We start from the raw sequence: 14,322 nt of genomic DNA on the forward strand, positions 1-14,322 counted from the left end.
TATTTATAATTTGTGGGGAATGAAAGGATAATCTTCTTGTTCATACACAACGTCATACATGACGTTTTTATCTGGAAAATCAGACTCATCAGCAAACTTTTCGCATTCGCTAACCTTTTCTTTAACGCTCTTATCAATTTTCTTGATATCGTCTTCAGTAGCGTATTTTTTATCTAGCAATATTTTCTTAACCTGAGAAATTGGATCTATTTTTTGGTATTCTTCGACCTCATCTTTCGTTCTGTATTTTTGCGCGTCACTCATAGAGTGGCCTCTATATCTGTAGGTTTTAAGATCTAAGAATGTAGGACCCTTACCTGCTCTTGCTCTAGTAATAGCTTCGTCTAATGCCTCTGCAACTTTAGTAGGATTCATAGCGTCAACTGGACCACAAGGCATTTCATAACCTAGACCAAGTCTCCAGATATCTTCGTGACTAGAGGTTCTTTTTACAGAAGTTCCCATCGCATAGCCGTTGTTTTCAACACAGAATACAACTGGAAGATTCCAATTTACTGCCATGTTTAAGGTTTCATGAAGAGAACCTTGTCTTGCAGCACCATCACCTAAAAAGCATAAAGTCACCGCGTTGGTATTGAAGTATTTATCAGCGAAAGCTAAACCTGCACCCAAAGGAATCTGTCCTCCAACAATACCGTGACCTCCAAAAAATCTGTGTTCTTTCGAAAAAATATGCATCGAACCACCCAGACCTTGAGATGTACCTGTCTTTTTTCCGTAAAGTTCGGCCATTACTCGTTTAGGGTCTACACCCATTCCTATAGGCTGTACGTGATTTCTATAGGCAGTGATCATCTTGTCTTTTTCCAAATCCATCACATGCAAAGCTCCAGCTAAAATCGCCTCTTGCCCATTATATAAATGAAGGAAACCTCTTACTTTTTGTTGAATATATACTTGAGCCAACTTATCCTCAAACTTTCTCCAAAACAGCATGTCTTCATACCATTTTAAATAGGTTTTTTTCGTTATTTTTTTCATGTACAGCTTAATTTTATTGCTCTTCTTTATAAAAATAGAATTACAAAAGTAATACTTTATGTAGGAATTGAAAATACTTTAGTGAGTATTAACTCTAAAGAAATTTATTATCGAAAGCTAGTGGTAAAATATCCAGTAAGGCCCTGACGTGTATAACTTTACCTTTTGTACCTGTGAAGTAAATCTCAATAGGTTCATCTTGTTTTTGTTCATATTCCGCTATGGCTTGTCGACATGCGCCACAAGGAGCTATCGGTTCCAGCACATCGTGTTTTTCTGATGTTGCAGTTATTGCTATAGCCTTAATTTTCTGGTTTGGATAATTTGCTCCAGAGGCATAAATAGCAGTACGTTCTGCACACAAACCAGAAGGATATGATGCATTCTCTTGGTTGCTTCCTTTCACAACTTCTCCATTATCTAAAATAAGCGCGGCCCCAACCATAAATTTTGAATAAGGCGCATAAGCAGAATCCCTTGCATTCACTGCGCTTTTCATTAATTTTTGAATGTCATCTGGAAGTTCTGTTACAGAATCGTAAATTTCTATTGTTGTGTTTATCTGCTTTTGTATCATGAACCAATTTTCTTGGAGACAAAAAAAGCATCAATGGAATTGATACTTTTTTTGAGATTTATCACAAATATAGAGTTAATATTCAATATAAGCTTTATCACCAATATTAAAGGTAACACCAAATCTTAAAGTCCCTTCCAAAGGATTTTGAACGGTTGAAGTTGAAAACAAATAGGAAGCGTCAATATTTATGGTGGAGTATTTAAATCCTGCTCCCATCGTAACAAATTTTCTGAAACCTTTATCCTTAGATTCATTGAAGTAACCTAACCTTAACGCAAAACTGTCCTCGAACCAATATTCTGCACCAAGGGCCCAGGTGATCTCTTTAAGTTCTTCAGAAATACCATCTGGAGCATCTCCCCAGGAGGAAAAAATTGCACCAAATTCATTTTCTCTTGTATAATCTAAAAACGCTTGCTGTCCTTCTGGAGTTAAGTTTCCACTACCATCTGTATCAAATGCAGGTGGCGTTGGAACTAATAATTTATTGACTTCTAAATGCACACCTATAGTGTTGGAAGCATCTAAAATAAAATCAAAACCAGCTCCAGCTCTAAAGTTGGTAGGCAGGAAGTTTTCCTGCCCTACGTCATCATATTTTATTTTAGGGCCAATGTTGCTAATGGATAATCCACCTCTCCAGCGTCCATTGAAGTCTTTATAAAATTTCTCTTCACTTCTGTAAAACATGGAAATATCTGCACCAAAACTACTCGCTGCAGAAGCATCTGCAATACCAGTAGGAATTCTCAGGTTAGAATTGATATATCGTCCTGTGACAGCCATAGAAAATACCTCACTTAAACGCAGGGAATAACTTAAATCCACAGCAAATTCATTTGGACTGGCAATTCTTGGCACCTGCTGAGCTGTTGATCTAAGCTCTACTTCACCAAGTGCAAAATATCGAATGCTGGCAGCAAAAGCACTTCGTTCATCAATTCTGTTGAAATAAGCAAGGTTTCCTATATTAATGTCGTTTACAAGCTCTCTTAAATAAGGAGTATATGATAAACCTATTCCAGATTTGGTTTCAGAAAAAGCATACTTAGCCGGATTCCATTGTTGAGAAAAGGCATCTACTCTCGTAGCTACGCCCTGATCGCCCATACCCGAAGATCTTGCATCTGCAGCTATCAATAAGAAAGGAATACCTGTGGTAATAACACGACGATTGTCTTGTGAGAACGAATTTTTAGAACAGAGTAAACTAAGTAAAAGGATTAGTATGTATGGTTTCATGTTAAAATTTGAATTAGCAAATATATGTAATTTATAAAATGACGAGCTTTTCATATTTTTCGGCTTTTTGATTAGTTAACGTGGATTTTACAGTAAGCTTGTATACATAAACCCCTTTTCCAATTTTATCTCCAAAATCATCCCTACCATCCCAACTCATATCTCTAAATAAAAACCCATTTGTGTTGGCGATTTGGTTTTTGGTCCATACCAACTTACCAGAGACTGTAAACACCTGTACCATGACTTCTAAGGGTTCAAAAGGACGGTTATGATTAAACCAAAACTCAGTATAATCAATAAACGGATTCGGGTAATTTAGAACTCTTGTTATTTTGAGTTCGTCATCCCCTGCAACAATAAAACTGATTTCCTGTGTTTGCGAATTGTTGTAAACATCCCATGCTTTAATGCTTAAAGTATGTTCACCTTCTTCTAGATCTCTGAGTCTATAAAATACTTCACCTTTTCTAAAATCATCTTTGTTGGCTTCGTAGTATTCGTTTAAAATTATCGGATTAGCCTCATCACCGTCCAATATTGCTACAATATCGTGACCTATACCTCCCGCAGTATTAATTCCGTTTTCGTCTTCAAGTAAAGCTAATATGTAAGGCTGGTTATCTGTAATACCACCATTCACAAAGTTCTCATCATTCATATATAAGTTAATGAGTGGTCCTTCGTTATCTTCTGGCGCATTTTCATTAAGACCACCAACTAGTATTGAGGTGTTGAAACCACTATATTCTTCAAAGCCTGAGAGGCTCGACGAATAGAAGCTCACCCTTCCAAAATCTACAGGAAGACGAGTGTCTTTAGGTAAAACAAATTCAAAATCAAATCTTCCATTTTCAACACTAGCTTGACCTCTAAATAAATTTTCACCCAAAGTGGTAAAATCTAGGATTGCCAACTGCCCATTTATTCTTGTGCCATCATTTCCAAGCGTTTGCCTTTCTATTCTTTTATCAAAAATCGTGACGGATAAATCTCCGTTGAAATCTTGAAGCCTCTGGTTATTAGCATCAACAATTTGTCCTTCAAATTTATATTTACCAAGCGCCTGTAAAGTATCAGAAAATTGATTGATAGAAGTTTCGTTTATGGTTGTTAATTCAATTCTTGATTTTGGTAATGGTAGTCTCATAACCGGGTCACCTATAAAAAACACAATCCTTTTACCATTTCCAGAAAGTTCTTTTTTAGCTCTTGCTACAGATTGAGCAATTGTCTCATCGTTGTTTACAAAATCAAAAAGATAGGGAGCGAATGCCTGGTTAAAGTTAACCCCAGCAGTCACTGTTATAGCTCGTGTAGTTGTGACCAATGAGGACGCTCCTCCATTTTCATTCCAAAAGGTAAGTTCCCCTCCTGTCATTCTCAATGGATTATCAAACTTTGTGAATTCACAAGTCACCGTCACAAAACAGGTATATCTATCTGGATTTCTCCAATTTTGAACATTGGTTTGAGTAACAATTCGTTCCTGCGCCAGTCCGTCTTCACCTCCATGGCCAAAATAATTGACCACCGAGGCTCCTAATTCTATAGCATCCGAAATAGCGTTGTTGACATCGGGATAACGATCTCCTCCAGCACCTGTAATCTGCTGAAATGCATCTGAATGAATTTTTTTGACATTGACCGTTGGTTTTTTTTCTGAAATTTCATCCCCCAATTCATCAAGTCTTTCCTGATTTCTAAAATCACTAACAGTGTTAGCATCATCGGAGATCAGTACAAAATTATTCCTCCATTGTGCGTACGATTCTTTTTGCTCTGAGGATATGATTTTGTCTACCATAGCATTAGCCCGCTGTGGAGTGTCTGCCAAAATTCTACCAACAGCTAAGTCCATTGAATTAGCTGGCCCCATATTACCTTCATCCGGTTCCATCATAGTGTAAAAATCATCTGACATAAAAGAGGACACTGTTGTAGAAAAACTTCCTAAACTTTGGAATGTTGGAACAATATTGGTGTTCCCTTGCAATCTGTTTTTATAATCTACAGAAGCATCACCAATCAATCCCAAAAACTTTATCCGTTTATCTGTAGACGAAGCATTGTCATAAATATATTTAACCAGATTTCTTATAGCACCGATATCTTGTTTTCCAGAATTAAACTCCTCGTATATGTCTTCAACAGCGAGGGTTTTTACAACGAGTCCATCATTATCTCTCCTGTATTGAGCCAGACGATTTGCTGCCGAAAGAAAACTAGATTGGGTAATAATTAAATAATCTAAATCCTGAAATTGACCTTGAGTGTTTCTTAATATAGTTCCCTTGATATTTTTATTGGCCACTGAAGTATTGCCAGGCTCAACTTGAGGTTGTAGTAATGAAGAAGTGACTACCTGAAATTTTCTTTCAGAACCTAGTGGGCTTTTGAAAGAAAAAACAGAAGCTTGATCTTGGTTTGATACAAAAGTTGGATTGATAGGATCTGTGATTTCCCAAATTTGAGTGACTTCCAATGCATTTTGAATAACATATTCACCAATTCCAGGTAAAGTCGCTACCTCGTTATTTTTAAATTGAAATTGCTCCTCATTTGCAATCAATTCTCGCCTAGCTTCAACAGAAACAAAGTCAAGAAAACCAGTCGCTCCTGGGTTTCCATTTTTGTTATATGTCAATGTAATTGCAACCTCATCTGAATTTGAAGGAACCTGGAATTGACGACTATTACCTCTTGAAGGTAAATTTGCAGAAGTTTCAAGAATTAAAATATTGTTGACTAAGTTATCATTTACAGATATATCAAAAGAACTCCTAACGGGAGAAATTGCTCCAACTCTGACATCTAATTGAACCGGTTGATTTTGAACTAAATTTGGAAAATTGAATTCATAGGTTCTTTCGGTCTCAATATCGAACCTATCACCAAACCAACGTCTGCCCACTAAAGACAAGCTGGTTTCATCGATCTCATAAAATTGATAATCATCAAACTCAGTTATTGTAGTTGAGGGGTTACCCGCAGGCTGATTTAACGCCATTATTCTTTTGCCTCCTCCAGATTCGACGGACAAATAATAATAAGACCTATCTGCATAGAGATTTAGGTTGGTTTCATTTTCTTCACTCCAGGCCTCTGTACTCGTCGCATAAAACAATGCATAATCTCCAGGGTCGAAAGTGCCATCACCCCCATCAAAAACCTGAATAGATATCTCTGGCGGATCATAATATTGATTGTCTTGATTTACAAGAGGAAGCATACCACCACCATGACCAAATATTTTCAAGTTACCAGTAGGAATGGATGACGCATTTATACCAAGAGTTTTCAAAAATGAAAAATTCAGGCGATGAACTCCGGTTTCTTCAACATAGAATTTTTTGATTTCACCAGAAGCGAAAATTGAATTGGTTATTGCAATTGTATTTTTATTCAAATCAGAGTTCTGTTCAAAAGAAGTTTCTGAATTTCGATCGGAGACTACATCAAAAGAAATAATTTTCTGTAAGCTATTGTTTTTAAAGAAAAAGGGGTTGAGTTGAATAAGAGTTTTTTGACCTTTATCTCCTGCAACCCTGGAAAAAGAATACTCTACCTTATTTGGGATATTCTGAATATCATCTTGAATATCTTCAGAAACAGCTTCTGTGATTATATTTTTGAGGGTCAAGGAGTTGGAGCTAACATCAATAAAGTGAGTATATACTAAAAAAGCTTCATTTGGGTAATAGTTGAAATGAGATATATCTAATTGATTGAAATCGATTTCACTTGTGTTTTTTTTAGCAATATTATTGTCATTACCCCAATTTATATTAACTTTACCAACCTGTGCTGGACTTATTACGTAAGTAAATACAAATATCAGAAAGAGTAGAATTCTCATTTAAATACAATTGAATACAAACTATAACGTTGACTAAACAATGATAGTATATTAAAAATAGAATTGAATCATGTCAGAAAAATAAATTTTCGGAATTGAAAATATTCTTGTTAATACAGCGTTAATCATTATATTGCACACAAATTTTGGATTAAAATCGAAATTATGATTATGAAAAACTTCGTTAAATCATGTATGCTTGCATCCTTAGCTATTGCTATGACAAGCTGTAATAACTCGAGGGATTACAAAAGTAATTCAAGAGCTACCGGTTGGGATTTAAGCGGTAGAGATGGAGGGGTAAGCTACAAAACTGACTACGAAGGTCAGGAAGCTGGTCCAGGATTGCTTTTTGTAGAAGGTGGCACATTTACAATGGGTAGAGTTCAAGATGATGTGATGCACGATTGGAATAATACACCAACTCAACAACACGTTCAATCTTTCTACATAGACGAAACAGAAGTCACCAATGTAATGTACTTAGAGTATTTGGACTGGTTAAAACAAGTATTTCCACCAACTGAAGAACGTTATAAAAATATTTATACTGGCGCATTGCCAGATACTTTGGTCTGGAGAAATCCGTTAGGATTTAACGAAAACATGGTAAATAATTATTTAAGACATCCTGCTTTTCATAATTATCCTGTTGTTGGGGTAAACTGGATTCAAGCTACTGAATTTAGCCAATGGAGAACAGACCGTGTCAATGAGAAAAGGCTTGCAGACAAAGGTTATACATCCAGAGATGCTTATAAAAACTCAACTGCTGAAAGTGTGTTTAATACAGAAACTTACCTTAATGCTCCAAATCAAGTCTATGGAGGAAGTGATTCAATTACTAGAGGAGGAAGAGAAACCGATAGGAAATTAAGAAATAATCCAGACAGTACAAATGTTTATGTTCAAAGAAAAGATGGAGAGCTGCTTCCTGCTTACAGACTTCCAACTGAAGCAGAATGGGAATATGCTGCTTTAGGACAAAGTTCTTTAAGAGATTATAATTCTTACAGAGGTAGAAAAAAATACCCATGGGATGGACAATATACAAGATCTGGAGACAGAAAAACCATTGGCGATCAACGTGCTAATTTCAAGCAGGGTCAGGGTGATTATGGTGGTATAGCTGGCTGGAGTGATGATGGTGCAGATATTACTGCTGAAGTAAAATCATATGAACCTAATGATTATGGTTTATATGATATGGCAGGAAACGTTTCAGAATGGGTAGCAGATGTTTACAGACCTAGAGTTGACAATGAATACAATGACTTCAATTACTTTAGAGGTAACGTTTATACTAAAAATGCAATTACTGAAGATGGTAAAGTAAAAGTACTTACTGCAGATGAAGTTATTTATGACACCTTAAGCAACGGAAGAATTGTGGCAAGAAATACGCCAGGTGAAATTGCACAAGTCAGTATTGGTGATCAAGAAACATATTTGAGAACTCAATTCTCAAAAAGTGATAACGTTAACTTCAGAGATGGAGATAAGTCTTCATCAAGATATTACGAAAAACGTTCAGGAGATAACGAAGTCAAAAAGATGTATAATTCTCCAGACAATAAGGTAACACTAAAAGATGGTGAAATAAACAGACGTTATGATGGTTCATCTGACAGAACAACGCTTATCGATGACAATGTGAGAGTCTATAAAGGTGGATCCTGGAGAGATAGAGCATATTGGATGGATCCAGCTCAAAGGAGATATTTCCCACAAGATATGGCAACAGATGATATTGGTTTTAGAAATGCAATGTCAAAAGTTGGATCAAAATCCAATAAAGGCAGAAGAACAAGAAATTAAATTATAACCAACTAACTCTTTTAAAAAAGCTCTAATTTTGTATTAGAGCTTTTTTTATATCCACTTATGAAAAATATATCAGATCTGTATTCAAAATTTCTAGAAAGCAGCGGGATTTGTACTGACACTAGAAAACTTCAGAAAAATTCAATTTATTTTGCTTTAAGAGGTGATAACTTCGATGGAAATGAATACGCCGATCAAGCATTAGAAAAAGGAGCATTACTTGCAGTTGTTGATGATGAAAATCAAAAAGGGAGTTCCAAAGTCATCGTTAAAGATGTTTTGCTCACTCTACAAGAACTGGCTAATTTTCATAGAAAACAAATCGATATACCCATACTGGCGATTACTGGAAGTAACGGGAAAACCACTACCAAGAAGCTAGTCCTAGAGGTACTTTCAAAAGAATTTAAAGTAAAAGCCACTGAAGGCAATCTTAACAATCATATTGGAGTTCCTCTCACCTTGTTATCCTTTACGGCCGAATTGGATTTTGGAATCGTTGAAATGGGTGCAAACCACCAAAAAGAAATTGAATCCTTATGCAATATCGCAGAACCTAATTACGGTTACATAACCAATTTTGGCAAAGCCCATTTGGAAGGATTTGGAGGCATAGAAGGTGTCATAAAGGGAAAATCTGAATTATATGATTACCTGATTGAAAACGATGGACTCATTTTCTTTAATAGAGATGATGAAATTCAGGTAGAAAAAGCAATACAACATAAAAATTATAGCATAGGTGAAAAACCGCTTTCAGACTGTCAGGTAGTCTTAATTGATGCTCAGCCGAATGTAAAGGTTGAATACTCAAACTTATGTATACAAAGTAAACTGATTGGCAGCTACAACTTCAAAAATATTTCTGCAGCAATTGGCATCGGTCGATATTTTAGTGTTGATAAAGACAAAATAAAAGACGCCATAGAAGATTTCAAACCCGAGGAAATGAGGTCTCAGATCATCAAAAAAAATGGAAAAGAAATCTTACTCGATGCTTACAATGCAAATCCCACGAGCATGAAAGCTGCTTTAGAAAGCTTCAAACAAATAGAAGGAGAACACAAGACTGTGATATTGGGCGATATGTTTGAAATTGGCGAAGATTCTATTAAAGAACATCTTCATATTTTAGACACTTGCCAGCATCTGGGATTTGAAAATATTCTAGTCTGTGGAGAACAGTTCTATAAGGTATCTTCAGAATTTGAGAATGTGATTGGTTTTGAAAAGACAAATGACCTTCAAAAGTTCATTGAAGAAGACAACTCTAAAATTTCTTCAACAATATTAGTCAAAGGCTCACGAGGAATGAAATTGGAAAGTATCATGGATGCCCTCTAAATCTCATATAAAAGCACCTAAAGTATCTTTTAAAGAGATAAATACTATTGCAATTCCTGCAATCATTGCTGGAATAGCGGAACCCCTCATATCATTAAGCGATATTGCTATAATTGGTAATGTTGAGAACAATGCCGTTGAAGCTCTAGCTGCCGCAGGCATCGTTGGTTCCTTTTTATCGGCCATTATTTGGATACTGGCTCAAACCAAGACTGCTATTTCTGCTTTAGTTTCACAACACTTAGGTTCCAACAGACTTCACGCTGTTAAAACCCTAGTTCCACAAACCATATTACTGAACTTTCTACTGAGTTTACTTATTTATTTCATCACCGCATTTTTTGCTGAATTGATCTTCAGCGCCTATAATGCTGAAGGCTTGATTCTTGACTATACCAAAAGTTACTACAGGATAAGAGCTTTAGGCTACCCCTTTACACTTGTCACTTTTGCCATCTTCGGAGTTTTCCGAGGTCTGCAAAATACATTATGGGCTATGAAATGTAGCCTCGTTGGTGGTGCTGTGAATATAGGTCTGGATTTTCTATTGGTTTATGGAGTTGAAGGATTTATACCTGCCATGCATCTTGAAGGTGCGGCGATTGCAAGTGTAATTGCACAAGGGGTAATGCTAGCTATGGCTCTGTATTTTTTTATTAAAAAGACTCCCTTTCATCTAAAACTTAGCTTGAATCTTAACCCAAATTTGAAGCCTCTTATCTCAATGGCCTCCAATTTATTTTTGAGAACGCTCGCACTCAATTTCGCCATTTACCTGGCAAACTCTTATGCTACAGATTATGGTAAAAATTATATAGCTGCACAAAGTATTCTGATGAATATTTGGTTGTTTTTTTCATTCTTTATTGATGGTTATGCCAATGCGGGCAATGCTATTGGGGGCAAACTTCTTGGAGCAAAAGCCTATAAAAAGCTTTGGAACTTGAGCAAAGACATCAGTAAATATGCAGTAATCATAGCACTAATATTAATGGGGATCTGTGCATTATTTTATGATGAAATAGGTCTTATCTTTAATAAAGATGAACAAGTCTTGCTCCTATTTTCTTCCGTTTTCTGGCTTGTATTGTTGATGCAACCTATAAACTCCATTGCATTTATGTTTGATGGAATTTTCAAAGGTCTTGGAGAAGCAAAATACTTAAGAAATGTATTGCTCATTGCTACTTTTCTTGGCTTCTGGCCCACTCTACTCATACTGGATTACGTAGGCTTAAAACTTTACGCAATCTGGATTGCCTTCTTTGTCTGGATGCTCATCAGAAGTATCGCACTTGTTGTCAAATTCAGAAGGAAATATCTAGCTGCTACTTAGAGAATTAAGGCTATTACTTTTAAAAACAGTTTAACACAAACTTATTCCTTACCTCCTCTTATTTCTACTACTTTTAAAGTATGGCAAATTATAGAAAAGGAATAGTCTTTAAAACTTATGAAGAGACCACAAGTTTATTCGATAAGCTTCTGGATATTTTCATGGAATTAATAACACATACTTCAGGAGATTTTGATGAAGCGATAGATTGGTTAAGAGAACTTGATAAAGCATACGAAATCACTAATGAAGATTACACGATCGACGATTTTATTGAGGATCTAAAAAGTAAAGGATATATCCGTGAAGAAATCAAACCAGATGGGAATTCTGGCGTGAAGATTACCAATAAAACAGAACAGGCGATTAGAAAACATGCCTTGGAGCAGATTTTTGGTAAACTCAAAAGAAGTGGATCAGGCAAACACAAAACTAAGCACACTGGACTTGGTGAAGATAAAACAGGGGATTTAAGAGATTTCCAGTTTGGTGATGGATTTGATCAAGTTTCCATGACCGAAAGTTTTAAAAATGCACAAATCAACCATGGAATTGATGAGTTCATGATGTCAGAAAACGATTTGGTCGTTAATGATACTCATCACCAAACACAGATGAGCACTGTTCTTATGATCGACATCAGTCATAGTATGATTTTATATGGAGAAGACAGAATTACTCCTGCAAAAAAAGTAGCTATGGCACTTGCAGAAATGATCACGACAAAATATGCCAAAGACACTTTAGACATCATCGTATTTGGCAACGATTCCTGGCCTGTGAAAATTGGTGATCTGCCTTATTTGCAGGTTGGTCCATATCATACCAACACAGTTGCTGGTTTACAGCTAGCCATGAAGATTTTAGGTAGAAAAAGAAATGCCAACAAGCAGATCTTCATGATTACTGATGGAAAACCAAGTTGTTTAAAACTCTCTGATGGAAGTTATTACAAAAACAGCGCGGGTCTCGATGAAACTATTACCAAGAAGTGTTACAACATGGCTGCTCAAGCCAGGAAATTAAACATTCCCATTACCACGTTCATGATTGCGTCTGACCCTTACCTACAAAAATTTGTAAGGGAGTTCACAAAATCTAACCAAGGAAGAGCTTACTTCTCCGGACTAAAAGGTCTTGGCGAAATGATATTTGAAGATTACGAAAACAACAAACGAAAAAAATTATAACATGCAATTAACTGCTCTCAAGACACTTGGGGAATTAAAAGATAACAACTACACATCTAGATCTATAAAAGATGAGTTAAGAAACAACCTGATTTTCAATTTAAAGAATGATAAAAATTCGTTTGAAGGTATTTATGGTTATGAACATACAGTCATACCACAACTGGAGCAAGCGATTTTATCAAAACATAATATAAATCTTTTAGGTCTGAGAGGTCAGGCTAAAACAAGAATCGCTAGACAACTCCTTAATCTACTCGATGAATATATACCAATTGTAAAAGGATCTGAAATTAATGATGATCCCTTTCACCCCATTTCTATATATGCTAAAGAACTTATAGAAGAGAAAGGAAATGATACTCCTATCAACTGGCTACACAGAAGCGAGCGTTTTGCTGAAAAATTAGCCACTCCAGATGTTACTGTAGCTGATTTGATCGGTGATATTGATCCAATAAAGGCTGCAAACTTAAAGCTTAGCTATGCCGACCAAAGAGTGATACATTATGGAATGATTCCCAGGGCTAACCGATGCATTTTTGTTATCAACGAGTTACCAGATTTACAAGCCAGAATTCAAGTTGCTCTGTTTAATATTCTACAGGAAGGTGATGTTCAGATTAGAGGATTTAACTTAAGACTGGCGTTAGATCTTCAGTTTGTATTTACAGCAAACCCTGAAGATTACACCAATCGTGGCAGCATTGTAACTCCTTTGAAAGACAGGATTGGCTCACAAATCTTAACCCATTATCCTAAAGATATTGAGATTGCAAAGCAAATCACTAAGCAAGAAGCTAAACTTTCTCAATTTAAAGAAGATAACATAATTGTCCCAGATTTAGCCAGGACTTTATTGGAGCAAATTTCAATTGAGGCTAGAAAAAGTCATTATGTAGATGCCAAAAGTGGAGTAAGTGCAAGACTTAGCATTACAGCCTTTGAAAATTTAATGAGTACAGCAGAACGCAGAGCGCTCGTCAATGGTGATGAAAAAACATGCTTAAGATTAAGCGATTTCAATGGTATAGTTCCAGCTATAACTGGTAAAGTAGAATTGGTTTATGAAGGCGAAGAAGAAGGAGCTGAATTTGTAGCACAACAACTCATTGAAGCAGCTATTCTGGAATTATATCCTAATTTTTTCCCTGAAATAAAGAAGCTAGAGAAGCAAGATGAAGTTCAGTCGTATGACGAGATTCTAAAATGGTTTCTGGACAACGACGACATTCAATTTTTTGAAGATGACTCTAATGCTGAGTATGAATCAGCACTTTCGAAAATTAAACCTTTAGCGAAAATGCTCGATAAGTACGTCTCAAATTATGAGCCTGACGAAAAATTCTTTTGGATGGAATTCATTTTATGGGGATTGTCAGTTCATAAAAAGCTAGATAGAAATCAAGTCGATACACAACTTAATTTTGGAGATTCTCTTGGAAATTTCATCAAGGGACTTTGAATTTTAGATTAAAATTAAACCCATGCAGACAACAGTAACTAAACCGGAAAGTAGCAATAGCGAATCTTACAGTCCATTTGAATTTACTGAGTTTCTACAGGAAAACTGGTTCTATATTGCTTTATTAATAATTGCAATTGTATTGATCATAAAATATTCTAAGTCTTCAAAAAACAAGGAAAAAGATTAAGGTAATCTTTGATAGCTAGCTTAGGCTTAGATACATTTCCATTTTGTTATATTTAATGATTCTGAAAAGAGTAATAGTTAAAAATCATATTTATGTATCAAAGTGAATTACCTAAGCCTTCAGGTAGCAATAGTGAATCTTATAAACCTTCAGAATTCTCTGAGTTCTTTCAGGAAAACTGGATTTATCTGGCTATACTAGCGGTTATCATCTATATTGTCGTGATGTATGCTAAAATTTTGAAAGATCGAAAACAAAATAAGGAGTGATGATTTATAAAAATCTTTAAT

Annotated in this window: 11 protein-coding genes; 7 read left to right on the forward strand and 4 right to left on the reverse strand. The window is 35.7% G+C overall.

Annotation, left to right across the window (positions count from 1 at the left end):
- Positions 1–3 precede the first annotated feature (3 nt).
- From pdhA to porU, 4 genes are all read right to left on the reverse strand, one after another.
- Positions 4–1,002 (reverse strand): pyruvate dehydrogenase (acetyl-transferring) E1 component subunit alpha, encoded by a 999-nt coding sequence (pdhA, locus tag LB452_RS12185; protein WP_224462014.1) that lies wholly within the window; start codon positions 1,000–1,002, stop codon positions 4–6.
- Between the two features lie 94 nt (positions 1,003–1,096).
- The gene (cdd, locus tag LB452_RS12190) at positions 1,097–1,579 is read right to left on the reverse strand and encodes a cytidine deaminase (RefSeq protein WP_224462015.1); all 483 of its coding nucleotides are present in this window, start codon (positions 1,577–1,579) and stop codon (positions 1,097–1,099) included.
- A 75-nt stretch (positions 1,580–1,654) separates the two neighbouring features.
- Positions 1,655–2,824: a type IX secretion system outer membrane channel protein PorV gene (gene porV, locus LB452_RS12195; RefSeq protein WP_224462016.1), complete on the reverse strand. Its 1,170-nt coding sequence runs from the start codon at positions 2,822–2,824 to the stop codon at positions 1,655–1,657.
- A gap of 31 nt (positions 2,825–2,855) precedes the next feature.
- Positions 2,856–6,683 (reverse strand): type IX secretion system sortase PorU, encoded by a 3,828-nt coding sequence (porU, locus tag LB452_RS12200; RefSeq protein ID WP_224462017.1) that lies wholly within the window; start codon positions 6,681–6,683, stop codon positions 2,856–2,858.
- A gap of 165 nt (positions 6,684–6,848) precedes the next feature.
- Here porU and gldJ point away from each other — a divergent pair, with 165 nt between their 5' ends.
- From gldJ to LB452_RS12235, 7 genes are all read left to right on the forward strand, one after another.
- Complete coding sequence (gene gldJ, locus LB452_RS12205) at positions 6,849–8,501, forward strand: gliding motility lipoprotein GldJ (protein WP_407692608.1); 1,653 nt, start codon at positions 6,849–6,851, stop codon at positions 8,499–8,501.
- A gap of 66 nt (positions 8,502–8,567) precedes the next feature.
- Positions 8,568–9,851, forward strand: a complete 1,284-nt coding sequence (locus LB452_RS12210; protein WP_224462019.1) for a UDP-N-acetylmuramoyl-tripeptide--D-alanyl-D-alanine ligase — start codon at positions 8,568–8,570, stop codon at positions 9,849–9,851.
- A complete protein-coding gene (locus LB452_RS12215) occupies positions 9,841–11,187 on the forward strand; it encodes an MATE family efflux transporter (RefSeq protein WP_224462020.1) in 1,347 nt (448 codons plus the stop codon). The genes LB452_RS12210 and LB452_RS12215 overlap by 11 nt, the downstream gene beginning before the upstream one ends.
- 80 nt (positions 11,188–11,267) lie before the next feature.
- Complete coding sequence (locus LB452_RS12220; protein WP_224462021.1) at positions 11,268–12,377, forward strand: vWA domain-containing protein; 1,110 nt, start codon at positions 11,268–11,270, stop codon at positions 12,375–12,377.
- Between the two features lies 1 nt (position 12,378).
- A complete protein-coding gene (locus LB452_RS12225; protein ID WP_224462022.1) occupies positions 12,379–13,842 on the forward strand; it encodes a magnesium chelatase in 1,464 nt (487 codons plus the stop codon).
- Between the two features lie 22 nt (positions 13,843–13,864).
- Positions 13,865–14,032, forward strand: a complete 168-nt coding sequence (locus LB452_RS12230; RefSeq protein WP_224462023.1) for a hypothetical protein — start codon at positions 13,865–13,867, stop codon at positions 14,030–14,032.
- A 92-nt stretch (positions 14,033–14,124) separates the two neighbouring features.
- Positions 14,125–14,301 (forward strand): hypothetical protein, encoded by a 177-nt coding sequence (locus tag LB452_RS12235; protein WP_224462024.1) that lies wholly within the window; start codon positions 14,125–14,127, stop codon positions 14,299–14,301.
- Positions 14,302–14,322: the final 21 nt, after the last annotated feature.

This window comes from Psychroflexus longus (assembly GCF_020164595.1).
GTDB lineage: Bacteria > Bacteroidota > Bacteroidia > Flavobacteriales > Flavobacteriaceae > Psychroflexus > Psychroflexus longus.

Excerpts from the sequence above, each read along its gene's own strand:
- pdhA (WP_224462014.1), bottom strand. The coding sequence starts at position 1,002 with ATGAAAAAAATAACGAAAAAAACCTATTTAAAATGGTATGAAGACATG.
- cdd (WP_224462015.1), bottom strand. The coding sequence starts at position 1,579 with ATGATACAAAAGCAGATAAACACAACAATAGAAATTTACGATTCTGTA.
- porV (WP_224462016.1), bottom strand. The coding sequence starts at position 2,824 with ATGAAACCATACATACTAATCCTTTTACTTAGTTTACTCTGTTCTAAA.
- porU (WP_224462017.1), bottom strand. The coding sequence starts at position 6,683 with ATGAGAATTCTACTCTTTCTGATATTTGTATTTACTTACGTAATAAGT.
- gldJ (WP_407692608.1), top strand. The coding sequence starts at position 6,849 with ATGATTATGAAAAACTTCGTTAAATCATGTATGCTTGCATCCTTAGCT.
- LB452_RS12210 (WP_224462019.1), top strand. The coding sequence starts at position 8,568 with ATGAAAAATATATCAGATCTGTATTCAAAATTTCTAGAAAGCAGCGGG.
- LB452_RS12215 (WP_224462020.1), top strand. The coding sequence starts at position 9,841 with ATGCCCTCTAAATCTCATATAAAAGCACCTAAAGTATCTTTTAAAGAG.
- LB452_RS12220 (WP_224462021.1), top strand. The coding sequence starts at position 11,268 with ATGGCAAATTATAGAAAAGGAATAGTCTTTAAAACTTATGAAGAGACC.
- LB452_RS12225 (WP_224462022.1), top strand. The coding sequence starts at position 12,379 with ATGCAATTAACTGCTCTCAAGACACTTGGGGAATTAAAAGATAACAAC.
- LB452_RS12230 (WP_224462023.1), top strand. The coding sequence starts at position 13,865 with ATGCAGACAACAGTAACTAAACCGGAAAGTAGCAATAGCGAATCTTAC.
- LB452_RS12235 (WP_224462024.1), top strand. The coding sequence starts at position 14,125 with ATGTATCAAAGTGAATTACCTAAGCCTTCAGGTAGCAATAGTGAATCT.